Genomic DNA, 12416 nt, shown 5'->3' with positions numbered 1-12416 from the left:
TGACGTGACATGACCGACGGCGGCATCCCTTCCGATATGGCTGTCCAGCCCCCCAAGATCGCGATGAACGATGTCCATAAGTCGTTCGGGCCCAAGCACGTGCTGCGCGGCATCGACCTCACCGTCGACGCCGGCTCGTCACTGGTGGTGATCGGCGGGTCGGGCACCGGGAAATCGGTGCTGATCAAGTCGATCCTGGGCATCGTGCACCCGGACAAGGGCTCGATCCGGGTCGATGGCCGCGAGACCCAGGGCATGTCGGCCCGCGACCGCGAGGACGTGATGGCCGGCATGGGCATGCTGTTTCAGGGCGGCGCCCTGTTCGACAGTCTGCCGGTCTGGGAGAATGTCGCCTTCGGCCTGATCCAGGGCAAGCGCATGGCCCGCCGTAAGGCGCGTGAAATCGCGGTTGAAAAGCTGGCGCTGGTAGGACTTGGCGCCGATGTCGCGGCCCTGGCGCCGTCGGAATTGTCGGGCGGCATGCAGAAGCGGGTCGGCCTGGCGCGGGCGATCGCAACCGATCCCGACATCCTGTTCTTCGACGAACCGACCACCGGCCTCGATCCGATCATGGCCGACGTGATCAACGACCTGATCCGAGATCAGGTGCAACGGCTGGGCGCCACCGCGATCACCATCACCCACGACATGGCCAGCGCCCGCAAGATCGCCGACCATGTGGCGATGATCCATCAGGGCCGGATCATCTGGACCGGCGCGGTCGAGATGATCGACCACAGCGGCAACCCCTATGTCGACCAGTTCATTCACGGCCGCGCGGACGGACCGATCCAGATGGAAATCCGGCGTCCCTGACGCGACCTGTTCCGGAGACCGGACCACCCATGGCGAAAGCCACCAGCCACTATGTCTGCCAGGCTTGTGGCGCCACCGCATCCAAATGGGCGGGGCGCTGCGAGACCTGCGGCGAATGGAACACCATGGTCGAGGAAGCCCTGCCCCAGCCGGTGGCCGGCGGCCGCGGCTCGGCCGTGGCGTCGGCGCGGCGGGGGCTGAATTTCGTCACCCTGGACGGGCCGGTCGAGGTGGTGGCGCGGCGGACCTGTGGCATCGGCGAACTCGATCGCGTGCTGGGCGGCGGGTTGGTGCCGGGGGCCGCGATCCTGATCAGCGGCGATCCGGGCATCGGCAAATCGACCCTGCTGATCCAGGCCCTGGCGGCACTGGCCGGCCATGGGGTCGATGCCTATTACGTGTCGGGCGAGGAATCGGTCGATCAGGTGCGGCTGCGTGCCCACCGCCTGGGGCTCGACGGCAGTTCGGTGCGGCTTGCGGCCGATACCAGCGTCCGCGACATCATCGCCACGCTTGAGAAACTGCCGACGGACCGGCCGGCGGTGGCGGTGATCGACAGTATCCAGACCATGCGTCATGACGGGCTGGACGGGGCGCCGGGCACCGTGTCGCAGGTCCGCGCCTGTGGACAGGAACTGATCCAGTTGGCCAAGCGCCGCGGCATCGCCATGATCATCGTCGGCCACGTCACCAAAGAGGGTCAGATCGCCGGTCCGCGCCTGCTGGAACACATGGTCGACACGGTGCTGCATTTCGAGGGCGAGCGCGGCCATGCCTATCGCATCCTGCGCGCGGTCAAGAACCGCTTCGGCGCCACCGACGAGATCGGCGTGTTTTCCATGACCGATCTGGGGCTGGTCGAGGTGGAAAACCCCTCGGCGATTTTTCTGGGCGACCGCGACGAAAAGGTGTCAGGCAGCGCCGTGTTTGCGGGGCTGGAAGGCACCCGGCCGGTGCTAGTGGAAATTCAGGCCCTGGTGGCGGCATCGGCGCTGGGCACGCCGCGCCGGACGGTGGTCGGGCTCGACAGCGGCCGGCTGTCGATGATCCTGGCGGTGCTGGACGCGCGCTGCGGGCTGTCTCTGGGCTCGAACGACGTCTACTTGAACGTCGCCGGCGGCTTGCGCATCCTTGAACCCGCAGCCGATCTGGCGATTGCCGCCGCCCTGCTGTCGTCGCTGACCGACCGGGCGCTGCCCAAGGAAACGGTGGTGCTGGGCGAGGTCGGGCTGTCGGGCGAGGTCCGGGCCGTGTCACAGATGGAAGCACGGCTGAAAGAGGCGGCGAAGCTTGGCTTCACCCGCGCCTTCGTGCCTGCCAGCGGCACCGGCCGGCAGATGCCGGTCGATATCCGCCCGTTGAAACGACTGGCAGAACTGGTTGAACTGTTCGTGGGCGTGAACGGCGAATATGCTCCGAAACCTGCAGACGCAGCCGCCCGCGACGGTGGCGGACGGGCTGACCCGAAATCCGGCGATGGCGCCCGCGCCCGCCGGGGGCAACCGCGCGGAATGATCGAATGACGGTGTGGTGTCACGACTGGCGCCACGCCGCCACTGTTGAAGGAAGACCCGGATGTCTCTGACGCTTGCCGACGTGGTGGTTCTTGCCATCGTGGCACTTTCGACCCTGGTGGCGCTGATCCGCGGCTTCGTGCGCGAGGCTTTGTCGATCCTTGCCTGGGCGGGCGCCGCCCTGATCACCGCCTATCTGTTCGATCCGCTGCGGCCGCTGGCCGATGACATGATCGCCAGCGAAACCGCCGGCGACATTGCCACGATCGCCGTCATCTTCCTGGTGTCGCTGCTGATCCTGTCGGTCATCACCCGCGCCATCGGCGATATCGTCTCTGGCAGCCCCTTCACCTTCCTGGACCGCATCCTGGGCGCCGGCTTCGGCATCGCGCGCGGCCTTGCGGTCATGGCGGTGATCTATATGGGGCTACTATGGGTCTGGGGGCCGAATGGAGAGCCGGACTGGGTGCGCCGGTCCGAGACCCGACCGATGGTGGTTGGCGCCGCCCAGGTCATCCAGAGCGTCGTGCCCGAGCGGATGCGCAACCAGTTCCTGGAGCGCGCCGATCAGGCCGCCAACGCCACGGCGGACGCCGCGACCGATGCGGCACGGGGCACATTGGGCGGTGCGATGCCCGGTATGTCCCGCGACAGCACCGCCCAGGCACCGGCCGCGGGCGGGCCTCCGTCGGGCAATGCCGCAGGCGCAACCCCCTCCGGCGGTGAAATCGGTTACGGGGATGGGGCGAGGCATGATATGAACCGGCTTCTCGATGCGATCGAACCCGGAACGGCGGCGCCGTCCGGTGGTGACCAGACCTCTGGTGCGGGTGCCAATTGATCGTGATCGGGCGACGGAGCGACCGCGGCATCACGACGGTCGTCGAAAGCGGTGCGAGGCGATGATCATTACCCATCCCTTCCAACCCCAGCCCGCCGGCCGGGACCAGTTCCTAGAAGACGACGACCATCTGCGCGAAGAGTGCGGAATCTTCGGTATCCATGGCCATCAGGAAGCGGCACGTCACGTGGCGCTCGGGCTGCATGCGCTTCAGCATCGCGGCCAGGAAGCCTGTGGCATCGTCACTTATGATGGCGACCAGTTCCATCCGCATCGCGCGGTCGGCCTGGTTGGCGACGCCTTTGCCGATGAGCGCCTGATGGTGCAGATGATCGGCAATATGGGCATCGGCCATGTCCGTTACGCAACGACCGGCGGTGCCGGCCTGCGCAACATCCAGCCGCTCTATGCCGACTTCGCCTTCGGCGGCCTGGCGATCGCCCATAACGGCAACCTGACCAACGCCCTGACCCTGCGCAGCCAGTTGGTCAATCGCGGCTGCATCTTCCAGTCGACATCCGACAGCGAAGTGATCGTGCATCTGATCGCGATCAGCCTGTACACGGACGTGGTCGACAAGATCATCGACGCGCTCCGGCAGGTGCATGGCGCCTATTCGATCGTCGCCCTGATGCGCGACACGCTGATCGGCATGCGCGATCCCTGGGGCGTGCGTCCGCTGGTGATCGGCAAGCTGGACGGCGCGATGATGCTGGCGTCCGAGACCTGCGCCCTCGACATCATCGGTGCCGAGTTCGTGCGGGACGTCGAGCCCGGCGAAATCGTGGTGATCGACTATGACGGCCTGCGATCGATCAAGCCATTCCCCAAGGTCTCCAGCCGGTTCTGCATCTTCGAGCACATCTATTTCGCCCGCCCCGACAGCGTGCTCGAAAATGTCAGCGTCTATGAGGCGCGCAAGCGCATCGGCCGCGAACTGGCACGCGAAAGCCTGGTCGATGCCGATGTGATCGTGCCGGTGCCCGACAGCGGCGTGCCGGCGGCGCTGGGCTTCTCGGAAGAGAGCGGCATCCCCTTCGACTATGGCATCATCCGCAATCACTATGTCGGCCGGACCTTCATCGAGCCCACCGACCAGATCCGGCATCTGGGCGTCAAGCTGAAGCACAACGCCAATGTGCCGATGATCAAGGGTCGACGGGTGATCCTGGTCGATGACAGCATCGTGCGCGGCACCACCTCGACCAAGATCGTCAACATGGTCCGCGAGGCGGGCGCGACCGAGGTGCATATGCGCATCGCATCGCCGCCCACCACCAATCCATGCTTCTATGGCGTCGATACCCCCAGCCGCGAAAAGCTGCTGGCGGCGCGAATGAGCATCGACGAAATGGCGCGGTTCATGAATGCCGACAGCCTTGCCTTCATCTCGATGGACGGCCTGTATCGCGCCATGGGTGAGCCCGGCCGCAATGCCGCGCAGCCCCAGTATTGCGACGCCTGCTTCACCGGCGACTATGCCCTGCCGCTGACCGACGGCCAGACCGAGGGCGGCGACGCCAAATTCCGTCTGCGCAGCGACTTCGCCTGATCCCGCTCGTAATCTGCCCCTGCCCGCAAGCCAGAAGGCCGGACCCAAAGCCATGACCGACACGCCCGATGCCCCCGCCCCATCCGAACCCGTGGACGGCGACCGCCCTCTGGACGGCAAGATCGCCCTGATCACCGGCGCCTCGCGGGGGCTTGGGGCTGCGGTTGCCGAGCGCTATGCCCAGGCGGGGGCCCATGTCATCCTTCTGGCCCGCACCGTCGGCGGGCTGGAAGAGACCGACGACCGGGTCAAGGCGGTCGGTGGCACAGCCACTCTGGTTCCGGCCGATCTGGCCGAGCTGGACAAGCTCGACAGTCTTGGCAAGCAGATCTATGAGCGGTTCGGCCGGCTCGACATCCTGGTCGGCAATGCCGGACTGCTCGGCAACATCGCGCCCATGTCGCAGCAGCGGCCCAAAGAGTGGGACCGGGTGATGACGGTCAATGTCTCGGCCAATCAGCGCCTGATCCGCAATTGCGAGCCGTTGCTGAAGCTGTCGCCCGCCGGACGCGCGATTTTCGTCACCTCGCGCGCCGCCCGCAAGATCCGCGGCTATTGGGGGGCCTACGCCACCTCGAAGGCGGCACTGGAAGCCATGGTCAAGACCTGGGCCATGGAGATCGAGAATTCCCGCATCCGTGCCAATCTGATCGACCCGGGGGCGTTGCGCACCCGTATGCGGGGTCAGGCCTATCCCGGCGAGGACAAGGCCATGCAGACCCCGCCCGAGGCGATCGCCGAGCTGTTCCTGGATCTGGCCTCCCCCGGGCTGACCGCCAATGGCGAGATCTTCGTGGCCCAGCCGGCACCGCAGGCACAGGCTGGCGACGACCATGGCGGCCATCAGCATGGTCCGGGCTGCGGGCATGTTCATTGATGGGACGGCGATGATCGGCCGGCACTGACCGGCAGGCAGCCGATGATTGTATCGGCTGCCGCTGGGCCGACCGGACCGAGCGCAGGATACCGAGGCCTCAGGCTGCACATCAATGCGGCCTGGGGCCTTTCTGCATGTGGGGGCGCCCAGAGGCGGTTACCGCCCTGCGGGGCGCCCGGGCCCGATCATCACCCTGCCGGGCGCTCAGGCCCGATCCCGGCTGATCGGTATGTCGTCGATGATCACTTTCAGCAGGCTTTCGGCCAGATGGACATGGCCATCTGGGGCCCGATGGGGGCTGTCGACGCCATCGGCCTTCACGCCGCCGCCGCGGGGACCGTCGCCATCGAGCACACCACGGGTCAGCGCCAGCCCGATCAGCAGCGCCAGCACCAGCCGCCCCTTCTCCCGCGCGTGGCTGCCGCCGATCCGCTCGACGAGATGGTAGAGCAGATCGGATTCCAGCCGTGCCCGGATCAGCGGCGCCGCCATACGGCTGTTGATCGAGCAGATCAGCATACGGCACACTCTGTAGCAGGCTGCGATATCCTGCGCATCCATGCCATCGTCGGCAGGCGGCATCGTTTCGTCGGATGGATGGCGATGAAGTGCGAAGCGGCTGAGCACCTCCGCCAGACGTTCCCGCGGGACGTCACGAAGCAGCGCATCGAATGCCGCTTCCTCAAGGCAGACAGAAAACAGCCGCTCCTTCGAGCCGAAATAGCGAATGACCAATGACACATTGACCTCCGCTACCCGCGCGATTTCGCGAAGGCCAACGACATCATAGCTGTTCTCTGCGAATGCGGTGCGCGCTGCATCCAGAATCGCCGCTTTTGTGACCTCGCTGTTACGGGGCCTTTTGTCGTTTTCGCTCATTATTCCTTCACAGAAATCAATCTAAAGTTATGCAAACACCTGTTGACATGCCCTGTCATGGACATCTAAGGTTTCGGTCGGCGGGCAGTGCTGCCGTGAACCGACTTCGACCGTTGCGTTCCAGCAGGATTCGGCCGTTCTCCTCCCCAATCGCGTTCCGACGGCGGCACATGCCGGGCGAGACGGCCCGTTTCTCGCACGTGCATGTGGCGTTGCGAACGTGTGTGCAACGGATACAGACGGTGATGCCGGAACAGGACGTGCAGCATCGCGACACCACAGGCAATGAACGCCCGTCCAGGCTGAACACGCGTGAGATCCTTGAACTGGTGGCAATGCTGATGGCGGCCGCGAGTGCCGATGATAAATTTGTCGAGAGTCGGCTTGGCTCCCTTCACGAGGAGATAGTGAACACGATCATGTCTCTGGCTCCGGCCACGCCGCAGAGAATGGCCAGCTTCCGGTTTCTGGACATCGAGCAGGCCCATGAAACCGTCACGATTCTGGTCCGCCCGAACGATCGCAACCGCATCTGAACGCGCGCCTGGGCACAACCAAAGCGCAAACACATTCTGATACATGACCGTGTCCGGAGAGGCGTGGCCATGGTCTGTGCCATGTTATGTGAAATTGCCGTGATCTGCGCGTATAGACCGAGGTCACGATTCCGGCATTCCGCGAGACTTGAGCCTGAATCGCGAACTTACATTGGAAATGCTCGTAATAGTGGTCGCCGCAGCCGCTCGTGACGCAGCTGTGGCGACGGGTCGATTTGTGGTCAGAAAAGCAAGGTGATGTCACCCGAAGGTGCGGGGATGTCGCCCGAAGGCGCGGATCCGCGGATCAGGCCGGCGGTGTCGCCGTCGCACGGACAGGCAGTCAGCCGGCGACCAGCGCTGCAAACCGCTCCAGATCGATATTGCCGCCCGACAGGATGACGCCGACGCGTTTGCCGGCCACGTCGACCTGTCCGGAAAAGGCACCAGCCGCAGCCAGACAGCCTGTCGGCTCGACGACCAGCTTCATCCGGCCGGCAAAGAAGCGCATCGCCGCCACCAGCGCGTCATCGGACACGGTGATAACCTCGTCGACCAGCGCCTGAATGATCGGGAAAGTCAGATGGCCCGGCGCCGTGGTCTGGGCACCATCGGCAATCGTGCGGGGCGGATCGATCCGGACGATGTGCCCGGCAGACAGGCTGCGACGGACATCGTCGCCGGCCTCGGGTTCGACGCCGATCACCCGGCAGGCGGGATTAAGCGCCTTGGCGGCCACGGCCGCGCCTGAAATCAGCCCGCCGCCACCGACGCAGACGAACAGCATGTCAAGGGCGCCGCCATCGGGCAGTGCCACAACATCCTGGATCAGCTCTAATGTGGCGGTACCCTGCCCTGCCATCACATCCGGATGATCGAAAGGCGGAATCAACACCAGGCCGCGGCGTATGGCGATGTCGCGGCCGATCGCTTCGCGATCTTGCATATAGCGGTCATAGGCAACGACCTCGCCGCCATAGCCGCGGGTTGCCTCGCGCTTGATCGCCGGCGCATCCGACGGCATGACGATCACGGTCTCGAGGCCGAGCAGACGGCCGGCCAGCGCCACCGCCTGGGCATGATTGCCCGACGAGAAGGCAACCACGCCCGGCGGCACATCATCCGCTTCCTTCAGCCGCGCCAGCGCATTATAGGCGCCGCGGAACTTGAAGGCCCCCATCCGTTGCAGGTTCTCGGGTTTGAAGTACAGTCGCGCGCCGGTTCTGGCATCGGCCGTGGCCGATGTCAGGACCGGCGTGTGGTGCGCAACGCCATGCAGCCGCCTTGCGGCCGCGTGGACATCTTCAAGACCGATCGCCAGCCCGGACATGGATCACCACTTTTTCTTGCGGTTCGCGAACGGGTTCTCGCTGGTCCGCAGCACCACACGCACCGGTACGCCCGGCAGATCGAATTCGTCCCGCAAGCCGTTGACCACATAGCGGACATAGCTGTCCGGCAGTTCCTTGGGCTGGCTGACGAACACGGCGAATGCCGGCGGCCGGGTCTTGATCTGGGTGGCATAGCGCAGCCGCAGCCGCCGGCCATGAGCCATCGGCGGTGGATAGTTCTCGGTCATCCGCTCCAGCCAGCGGTTCAGCTTGCCGGTCGACACCCGACGGTTCCAGATCCGGTAGATGTCGAAACAGGCATCGACCAGCTTATCGGTGTTGTGGCCGGCAAGCGCCGAGATGGTCACCACCGGCACGCCCTTGACCTGCGGCATCACATGGCTCATCCGCCGGCGCAGTTCGGTCATGAATTCATCGGCATTGGTGACGGTGTCCCACTTGTTCACCGCCACGACCAGGGCGCGGCCTTCGTCGACCACCAGACGGGCGATGGTCATATCCTGCTTCTCAAGCCCGCGCTCGGCATCGATCATCATGATGACGACATGGGCGAAGCGGATCGCGCGCAGGGTCTCGTCAACCGACATCTTCTCGACCCGGTCGTCGATCCGGGCCTTGCGACGCATGCCGGCGGTATCGATCAGCCGGATGCGGCGGCCGGCATGCAGCCAGTCGACGGCGATGGCATCGCGGGTGATGCCGGCCTCCGGCCCGGTCAGCACCCGGTCCTCGCCCAGCAGATGGTTCATCAGGGTCGACTTGCCGGCATTGGGGCGGCCGACGATCGCGATCTGAAGCGCCTTCTGGTTGCCGATCTCAGCCATGGCGCGCTCTTCGGCCGCAGCCAGGGTCTCGTCATCGGCATCTTCGTCGACATCGATATCCGATCCATCGTCGTCGAAGGCATCCAGACCCACTTCCCGCGGGCCTTCGGCGGCAAGCTCCGCCGCCTCGCCCACGGCACCGGCGACCGCCGCGGCACGCCGGCGGGCCGCACGGGCTTCGGCTTCCGCGGCAGCGGCATCCTCCAGCGCCTCGGCATGGGCGGCGCCATGGCTCGACAGCACGTCGTACAGATCGCTGGTGTGGTCGCCATGGGCGGCAGACAGGGGCAGCGGCTCGCCCAGCCCAAGCGCCCAGGCTTCGGCGAGGCCGCTATCGCCGGCCCGGCCCTCGCACTTGTTCACCACCACCACAACCGGGGTCTCCACCCGGCGCAGCAGATCGGCGAAATATTCGTCGGTGGGCGTTACACCGGCGCGACCATCGATCATGAACAGCACCAGATCGGCGTCGTCGATCGCGGTGCGGGTCTGCGCCTGCATGCGCGCATTCAGGTCTGACGGGTTCCCGATTTCCTCAAGACCCGCCGTATCGACCACGTTGAAGCGCAGATTGCCGAGGCGGGCATCACCGATGCGCCGGTCGCGGGTGACACCCGGCATGTCGTCGACGATGGCGATGCGTCGCCCGACCAGACGATTGAACAGGGTCGACTTGCCGACATTCGGCCGGCCGACCAGCGCCACGGTCAGCATGGACGCGACCTCCGGTATGGACGTATCAGGTGATCACGACGCACAGGCCCTGGGGTCTGCGGCATCGCAGGTGAAGCTTCAAGCGGCGGCGGCCCCGCAGGCGCGGGGCCTGCGGGGTCCGGACAGCATCAATGAACGCCAAAACGTCCCACGTCAAGCGCCGAGCTGGGGCGTCGGCACCCGGGCCGGCGCAGCTTCCGCTCAGCGAGCGGCGACCAGCGTGGCGTCGTCGCGCAAGACATACAGCATGCCGCCGGCCACCACCGGCGAAATCATCACCGGTCCACCGACGTCGATCTCGCCGGTGCGGGCACCATCGGCAGGATCCAGAGACATCAGTTGGCCCGAGGTCGACACCAGATGCAACCGGCCGCCAGCCATCACCGGTCCGGTCCAGCGGATCGGATCTTCGCGGTCTTCCGGATCCTCGAAAGCCGGCAGGTCCGACACCCAGCGCACCCGGCCATCGGCACGACGCAGCGCCACCACCCGTGTGCCATCCACAACCGCATAGATCGTGGTGTCGGCAACCCAGGGGGTCTGGTTCACCTTGAAGGGCTGTTCCCAGACCCGCAAACCGCTGCGGGCATCGAAGGCCGCCAGCCGGCCACCGACCGTACCGGCGATGACCATCTCCCGGTCGATGATCGGATCCGACAGAATGTCGGTGAGCGCGCTCAACGACGACCCGGCCGCCGTGAAACCGGCCAGGGTTTCGGCCCAGCCGACCCGGCCGCTGTCGCCGCGCAGCGCCACCAGATCGCCGCTGGAATAAGCGGCGACGACCAGATTGCCCAGCACGCCGGGGGCCGCCCCGCCCAGCACCATCTGGGTCGCGGGCACACCGCCATGACGCCACAATTCGCGGCCGTCCTCTGCATTGAAGGCGATCAGCTGGTTGTCGAAGGTCTGTGCATACAGCCGGCCATCCCCGGCGGCCGGCGGCGCGCGGAACGGCGTGCGCAGGCTGGTGCGCCACAATTCCACCCCGTCCGACGGCTGAAGCGCCACGACATCGCCGAAGCCCGTGGCCGCGAACAGCTTGCCGCCCGACAGAACCACGCCGCCACCATAGGCGCCTTCCAGCAGATCGTCATCCGGCGCCAGCTCAACGGTCCACAGCCGGTTGCCGGTCGCGGCATCCATGGCCGTGATCGCACTGTCGGCATCCAGCGTAAAGATCCGGCCATCGGCCATCACCGGCTGCGCCATCAGGCGTTTGGCGCCGCCCGAGCCCTCGCCCGCATCGCTGCGCCAGGCTTCGACCGGCGCGGCCGGGCCGATCAAGGCATGCATGGCATGGTTGCCATAGCCGCCGGTCTGCGGCCATTCGCCATTCTGATAGGCCGGCGGCAGGCTGACCGGCTCCGCCGCGACCGCCGGATCGACGCGGATCTCCGCCCTTTCGGGCATCACCGCAATCCGCTCGCCCCCCAGGGTGGGCTTTTCATCCGATCCCCACCAACTGCCGCAGCCGCTGAGCAGCAGCATGGTCAACATGGCGAGTCCGGCCGACCGCGCCGGCCTGCGGCCGCTCACGCTCGACCGCAGCGGAATCAGCTGCGCGGTGGTCATTTCGCAGGCTCCTGATCGGCAGCGGCTGGCTGGTCCGGGGTGGCGGACTGGTCCGGGGTGGCGGGCTGGTCTTCCGGGGCAGCAGACTGGGCGGCCGTGTCGGAGCCGAGCGGCACACCCAGCACACGGGAATAGGATGCGGCCCGGTTGCGCAGATCCTGTGACGCCGTCTGATCATCGGCCAGACGCGCATAGATTTCGCCGGCACGGGCGGCGTCCCCGGCCTTGAAGGCCGCCAGCGCCACGAGTTCCTCGGCCAGCGGCCGCCAGGCGTCGTCACCGTCGATCAGGCCTGAGACCCGGGCCCGGATCTGGTCGGGCGACTCGGCATCGATGGCGAGCGTGGCGGCCTTCAGGGTCGCCACCGCCTTGATCGCCGGATCCAGATCGCCACGGGCCGATGCTGCCTCGAATTCAGCCTGTGCTGCAGCGCGATCACCGGCCAGAAGCCGGGCTTCGGCGGCACGCATCAGCGCCAGGCCGGCATAGCCGCTCTCAGCCTCGTTGGCCAGCGCCTCGAAGGCGCCGGCGGCCTGCTCATGACGGCCGGCCGCCGACAGCGCATCGGCGGCGGCGAAGCTTTCAGCCTGCGCATTGCGCCGGCTTTCTTCCCAGGCAGTCCAGCCGACATCGGCTGCCACCGCCACAACCACCAGCACGGCGGCGCCGATCACGAACGGGCCGAACCGCTTCCACAGCTTCAAGGCCTTCTCGCGACGCAGATCCTCGTCGATCTCGCGGATGAACTGTTCCGACACGCGCCCCGAACCTCCTTGGCAGCCTATCTGATGGCTATCAGCCGGGCGTTACCATAGTCGTTCATCCAGCGCATGGCAAATGGCCCTGAGCGGCGGCAGGGCAACGAGTTCAGGTTAACGCGGTGATCGGAATCTCTGGCGCACGATAGTTTGGCGTGATTCAACAGGCTTCCACAGA

At 66.2% G+C, this 12416-nt stretch carries 11 protein-coding genes; 6 read left to right on the top strand and 5 right to left on the bottom strand.

Annotation, left to right across the window (positions count from 1 at the left end):
- The first annotated feature begins 9 nt into the window (after window positions 1–9).
- The 5 genes from IEW15_RS17080 (at window position 10) to IEW15_RS17060 (ending at window position 5600) form a co-directional block, all read left to right on the top strand.
- Window positions 10–816: an ABC transporter ATP-binding protein gene (locus IEW15_RS17080; protein WP_229708204.1), complete on the top strand. Its 807-nt coding sequence runs from the start codon at window positions 10–12 to the stop codon at window positions 814–816.
- A 29-nt stretch (window positions 817–845) separates the two neighbouring features.
- Window positions 846–2339: a DNA repair protein RadA gene (radA, locus tag IEW15_RS17075; protein ID WP_188580091.1), complete on the top strand. Its 1494-nt coding sequence runs from the start codon at window positions 846–848 to the stop codon at window positions 2337–2339.
- Between the two features lie 52 nt (window positions 2340–2391).
- The gene (locus IEW15_RS17070; RefSeq protein ID WP_188580089.1) at window positions 2392–3171 is read left to right on the top strand and encodes a CvpA family protein; all 780 of its coding nucleotides are present in this window, start codon (window positions 2392–2394) and stop codon (window positions 3169–3171) included.
- Window positions 3172–3232: 61 nt separating this feature from the next.
- On the top strand, window positions 3233–4723 hold the full coding sequence (gene purF, locus IEW15_RS17065) for an amidophosphoribosyltransferase (RefSeq protein ID WP_188580086.1): 1491 nt from the start codon (window positions 3233–3235) through the stop codon (window positions 4721–4723).
- Between the two features lie 52 nt (window positions 4724–4775).
- Window positions 4776–5600 (top strand): SDR family NAD(P)-dependent oxidoreductase, encoded by an 825-nt coding sequence (locus IEW15_RS17060; RefSeq protein WP_188580084.1) that lies wholly within the window; start codon window positions 4776–4778, stop codon window positions 5598–5600.
- Between the two features lie 204 nt (window positions 5601–5804).
- Here IEW15_RS17060 and IEW15_RS17055 read toward each other — a convergent pair whose 3' ends face one another.
- Window positions 5805–6479: a TetR/AcrR family transcriptional regulator gene (locus IEW15_RS17055; protein WP_188580082.1), complete on the bottom strand. Its 675-nt coding sequence runs from the start codon at window positions 6477–6479 to the stop codon at window positions 5805–5807.
- Between the two features lie 245 nt (window positions 6480–6724).
- Between IEW15_RS17055 and IEW15_RS17050 the strand changes: the two genes are divergently transcribed.
- Window positions 6725–7015, top strand: coding sequence for a hypothetical protein (locus IEW15_RS17050; RefSeq protein WP_188580080.1), 291 nt, complete (start codon window positions 6725–6727; stop codon window positions 7013–7015).
- Between the two features lie 343 nt (window positions 7016–7358).
- Here IEW15_RS17050 and IEW15_RS17045 read toward each other — a convergent pair whose 3' ends face one another.
- The 4 genes from IEW15_RS17045 to IEW15_RS17030 form a co-directional block, all read right to left on the bottom strand.
- On the bottom strand, window positions 7359–8345 hold the full coding sequence (locus IEW15_RS17045; RefSeq protein ID WP_188580078.1) for a threo-3-hydroxy-L-aspartate ammonia-lyase: 987 nt from the start codon (window positions 8343–8345) through the stop codon (window positions 7359–7361).
- Window positions 8346–8348: 3 nt separating this feature from the next.
- A complete protein-coding gene (der, locus tag IEW15_RS17040; RefSeq protein ID WP_188580076.1) occupies window positions 8349–9905 on the bottom strand; it encodes a ribosome biogenesis GTPase Der in 1557 nt (518 codons plus the stop codon).
- Between the two features lie 201 nt (window positions 9906–10106).
- On the bottom strand, window positions 10107–11480 hold the full coding sequence (locus tag IEW15_RS17035; RefSeq protein ID WP_188580074.1) for an outer membrane protein assembly factor BamB family protein: 1374 nt from the start codon (window positions 11478–11480) through the stop codon (window positions 10107–10109).
- Entirely contained in the window at window positions 11477–12238 is a 762-nt protein-coding gene (locus tag IEW15_RS17030) for a tetratricopeptide repeat protein (protein ID WP_188580072.1), read from the bottom strand. The genes IEW15_RS17035 and IEW15_RS17030 overlap by 4 nt, the downstream gene beginning before the upstream one ends.
- Between the last annotated feature and the right edge of the window lie 178 nt (window positions 12239–12416).

It is taken from the genome of Tistrella bauzanensis (assembly GCF_014636235.1).
Classification (GTDB): Bacteria; Pseudomonadota; Alphaproteobacteria; order Tistrellales; family Tistrellaceae; genus Tistrella; species Tistrella bauzanensis.
This window is presented reverse-complemented; position numbering and strand designations above follow the sequence as displayed.

Excerpts from the sequence above, each read along its gene's own strand:
- IEW15_RS17080 (WP_229708204.1), top strand. The coding sequence starts at position 10 with ATGACCGACGGCGGCATCCCTTCCGATATGGCTGTCCAGCCCCCCAAG.
- radA (WP_188580091.1), top strand. The coding sequence starts at position 846 with ATGGCGAAAGCCACCAGCCACTATGTCTGCCAGGCTTGTGGCGCCACC.
- IEW15_RS17070 (WP_188580089.1), top strand. The coding sequence starts at position 2,392 with ATGTCTCTGACGCTTGCCGACGTGGTGGTTCTTGCCATCGTGGCACTT.
- purF (WP_188580086.1), top strand. The coding sequence starts at position 3,233 with ATGATCATTACCCATCCCTTCCAACCCCAGCCCGCCGGCCGGGACCAG.
- IEW15_RS17060 (WP_188580084.1), top strand. The coding sequence starts at position 4,776 with ATGACCGACACGCCCGATGCCCCCGCCCCATCCGAACCCGTGGACGGC.
- IEW15_RS17055 (WP_188580082.1), bottom strand. The coding sequence starts at position 6,479 with ATGAGCGAAAACGACAAAAGGCCCCGTAACAGCGAGGTCACAAAAGCG.
- IEW15_RS17050 (WP_188580080.1), top strand. The coding sequence starts at position 6,725 with ATGCCGGAACAGGACGTGCAGCATCGCGACACCACAGGCAATGAACGC.
- IEW15_RS17045 (WP_188580078.1), bottom strand. The coding sequence starts at position 8,345 with ATGTCCGGGCTGGCGATCGGTCTTGAAGATGTCCACGCGGCCGCAAGG.
- der (WP_188580076.1), bottom strand. The coding sequence starts at position 9,905 with ATGCTGACCGTGGCGCTGGTCGGCCGGCCGAATGTCGGCAAGTCGACC.
- IEW15_RS17035 (WP_188580074.1), bottom strand. The coding sequence starts at position 11,480 with ATGACCACCGCGCAGCTGATTCCGCTGCGGTCGAGCGTGAGCGGCCGC.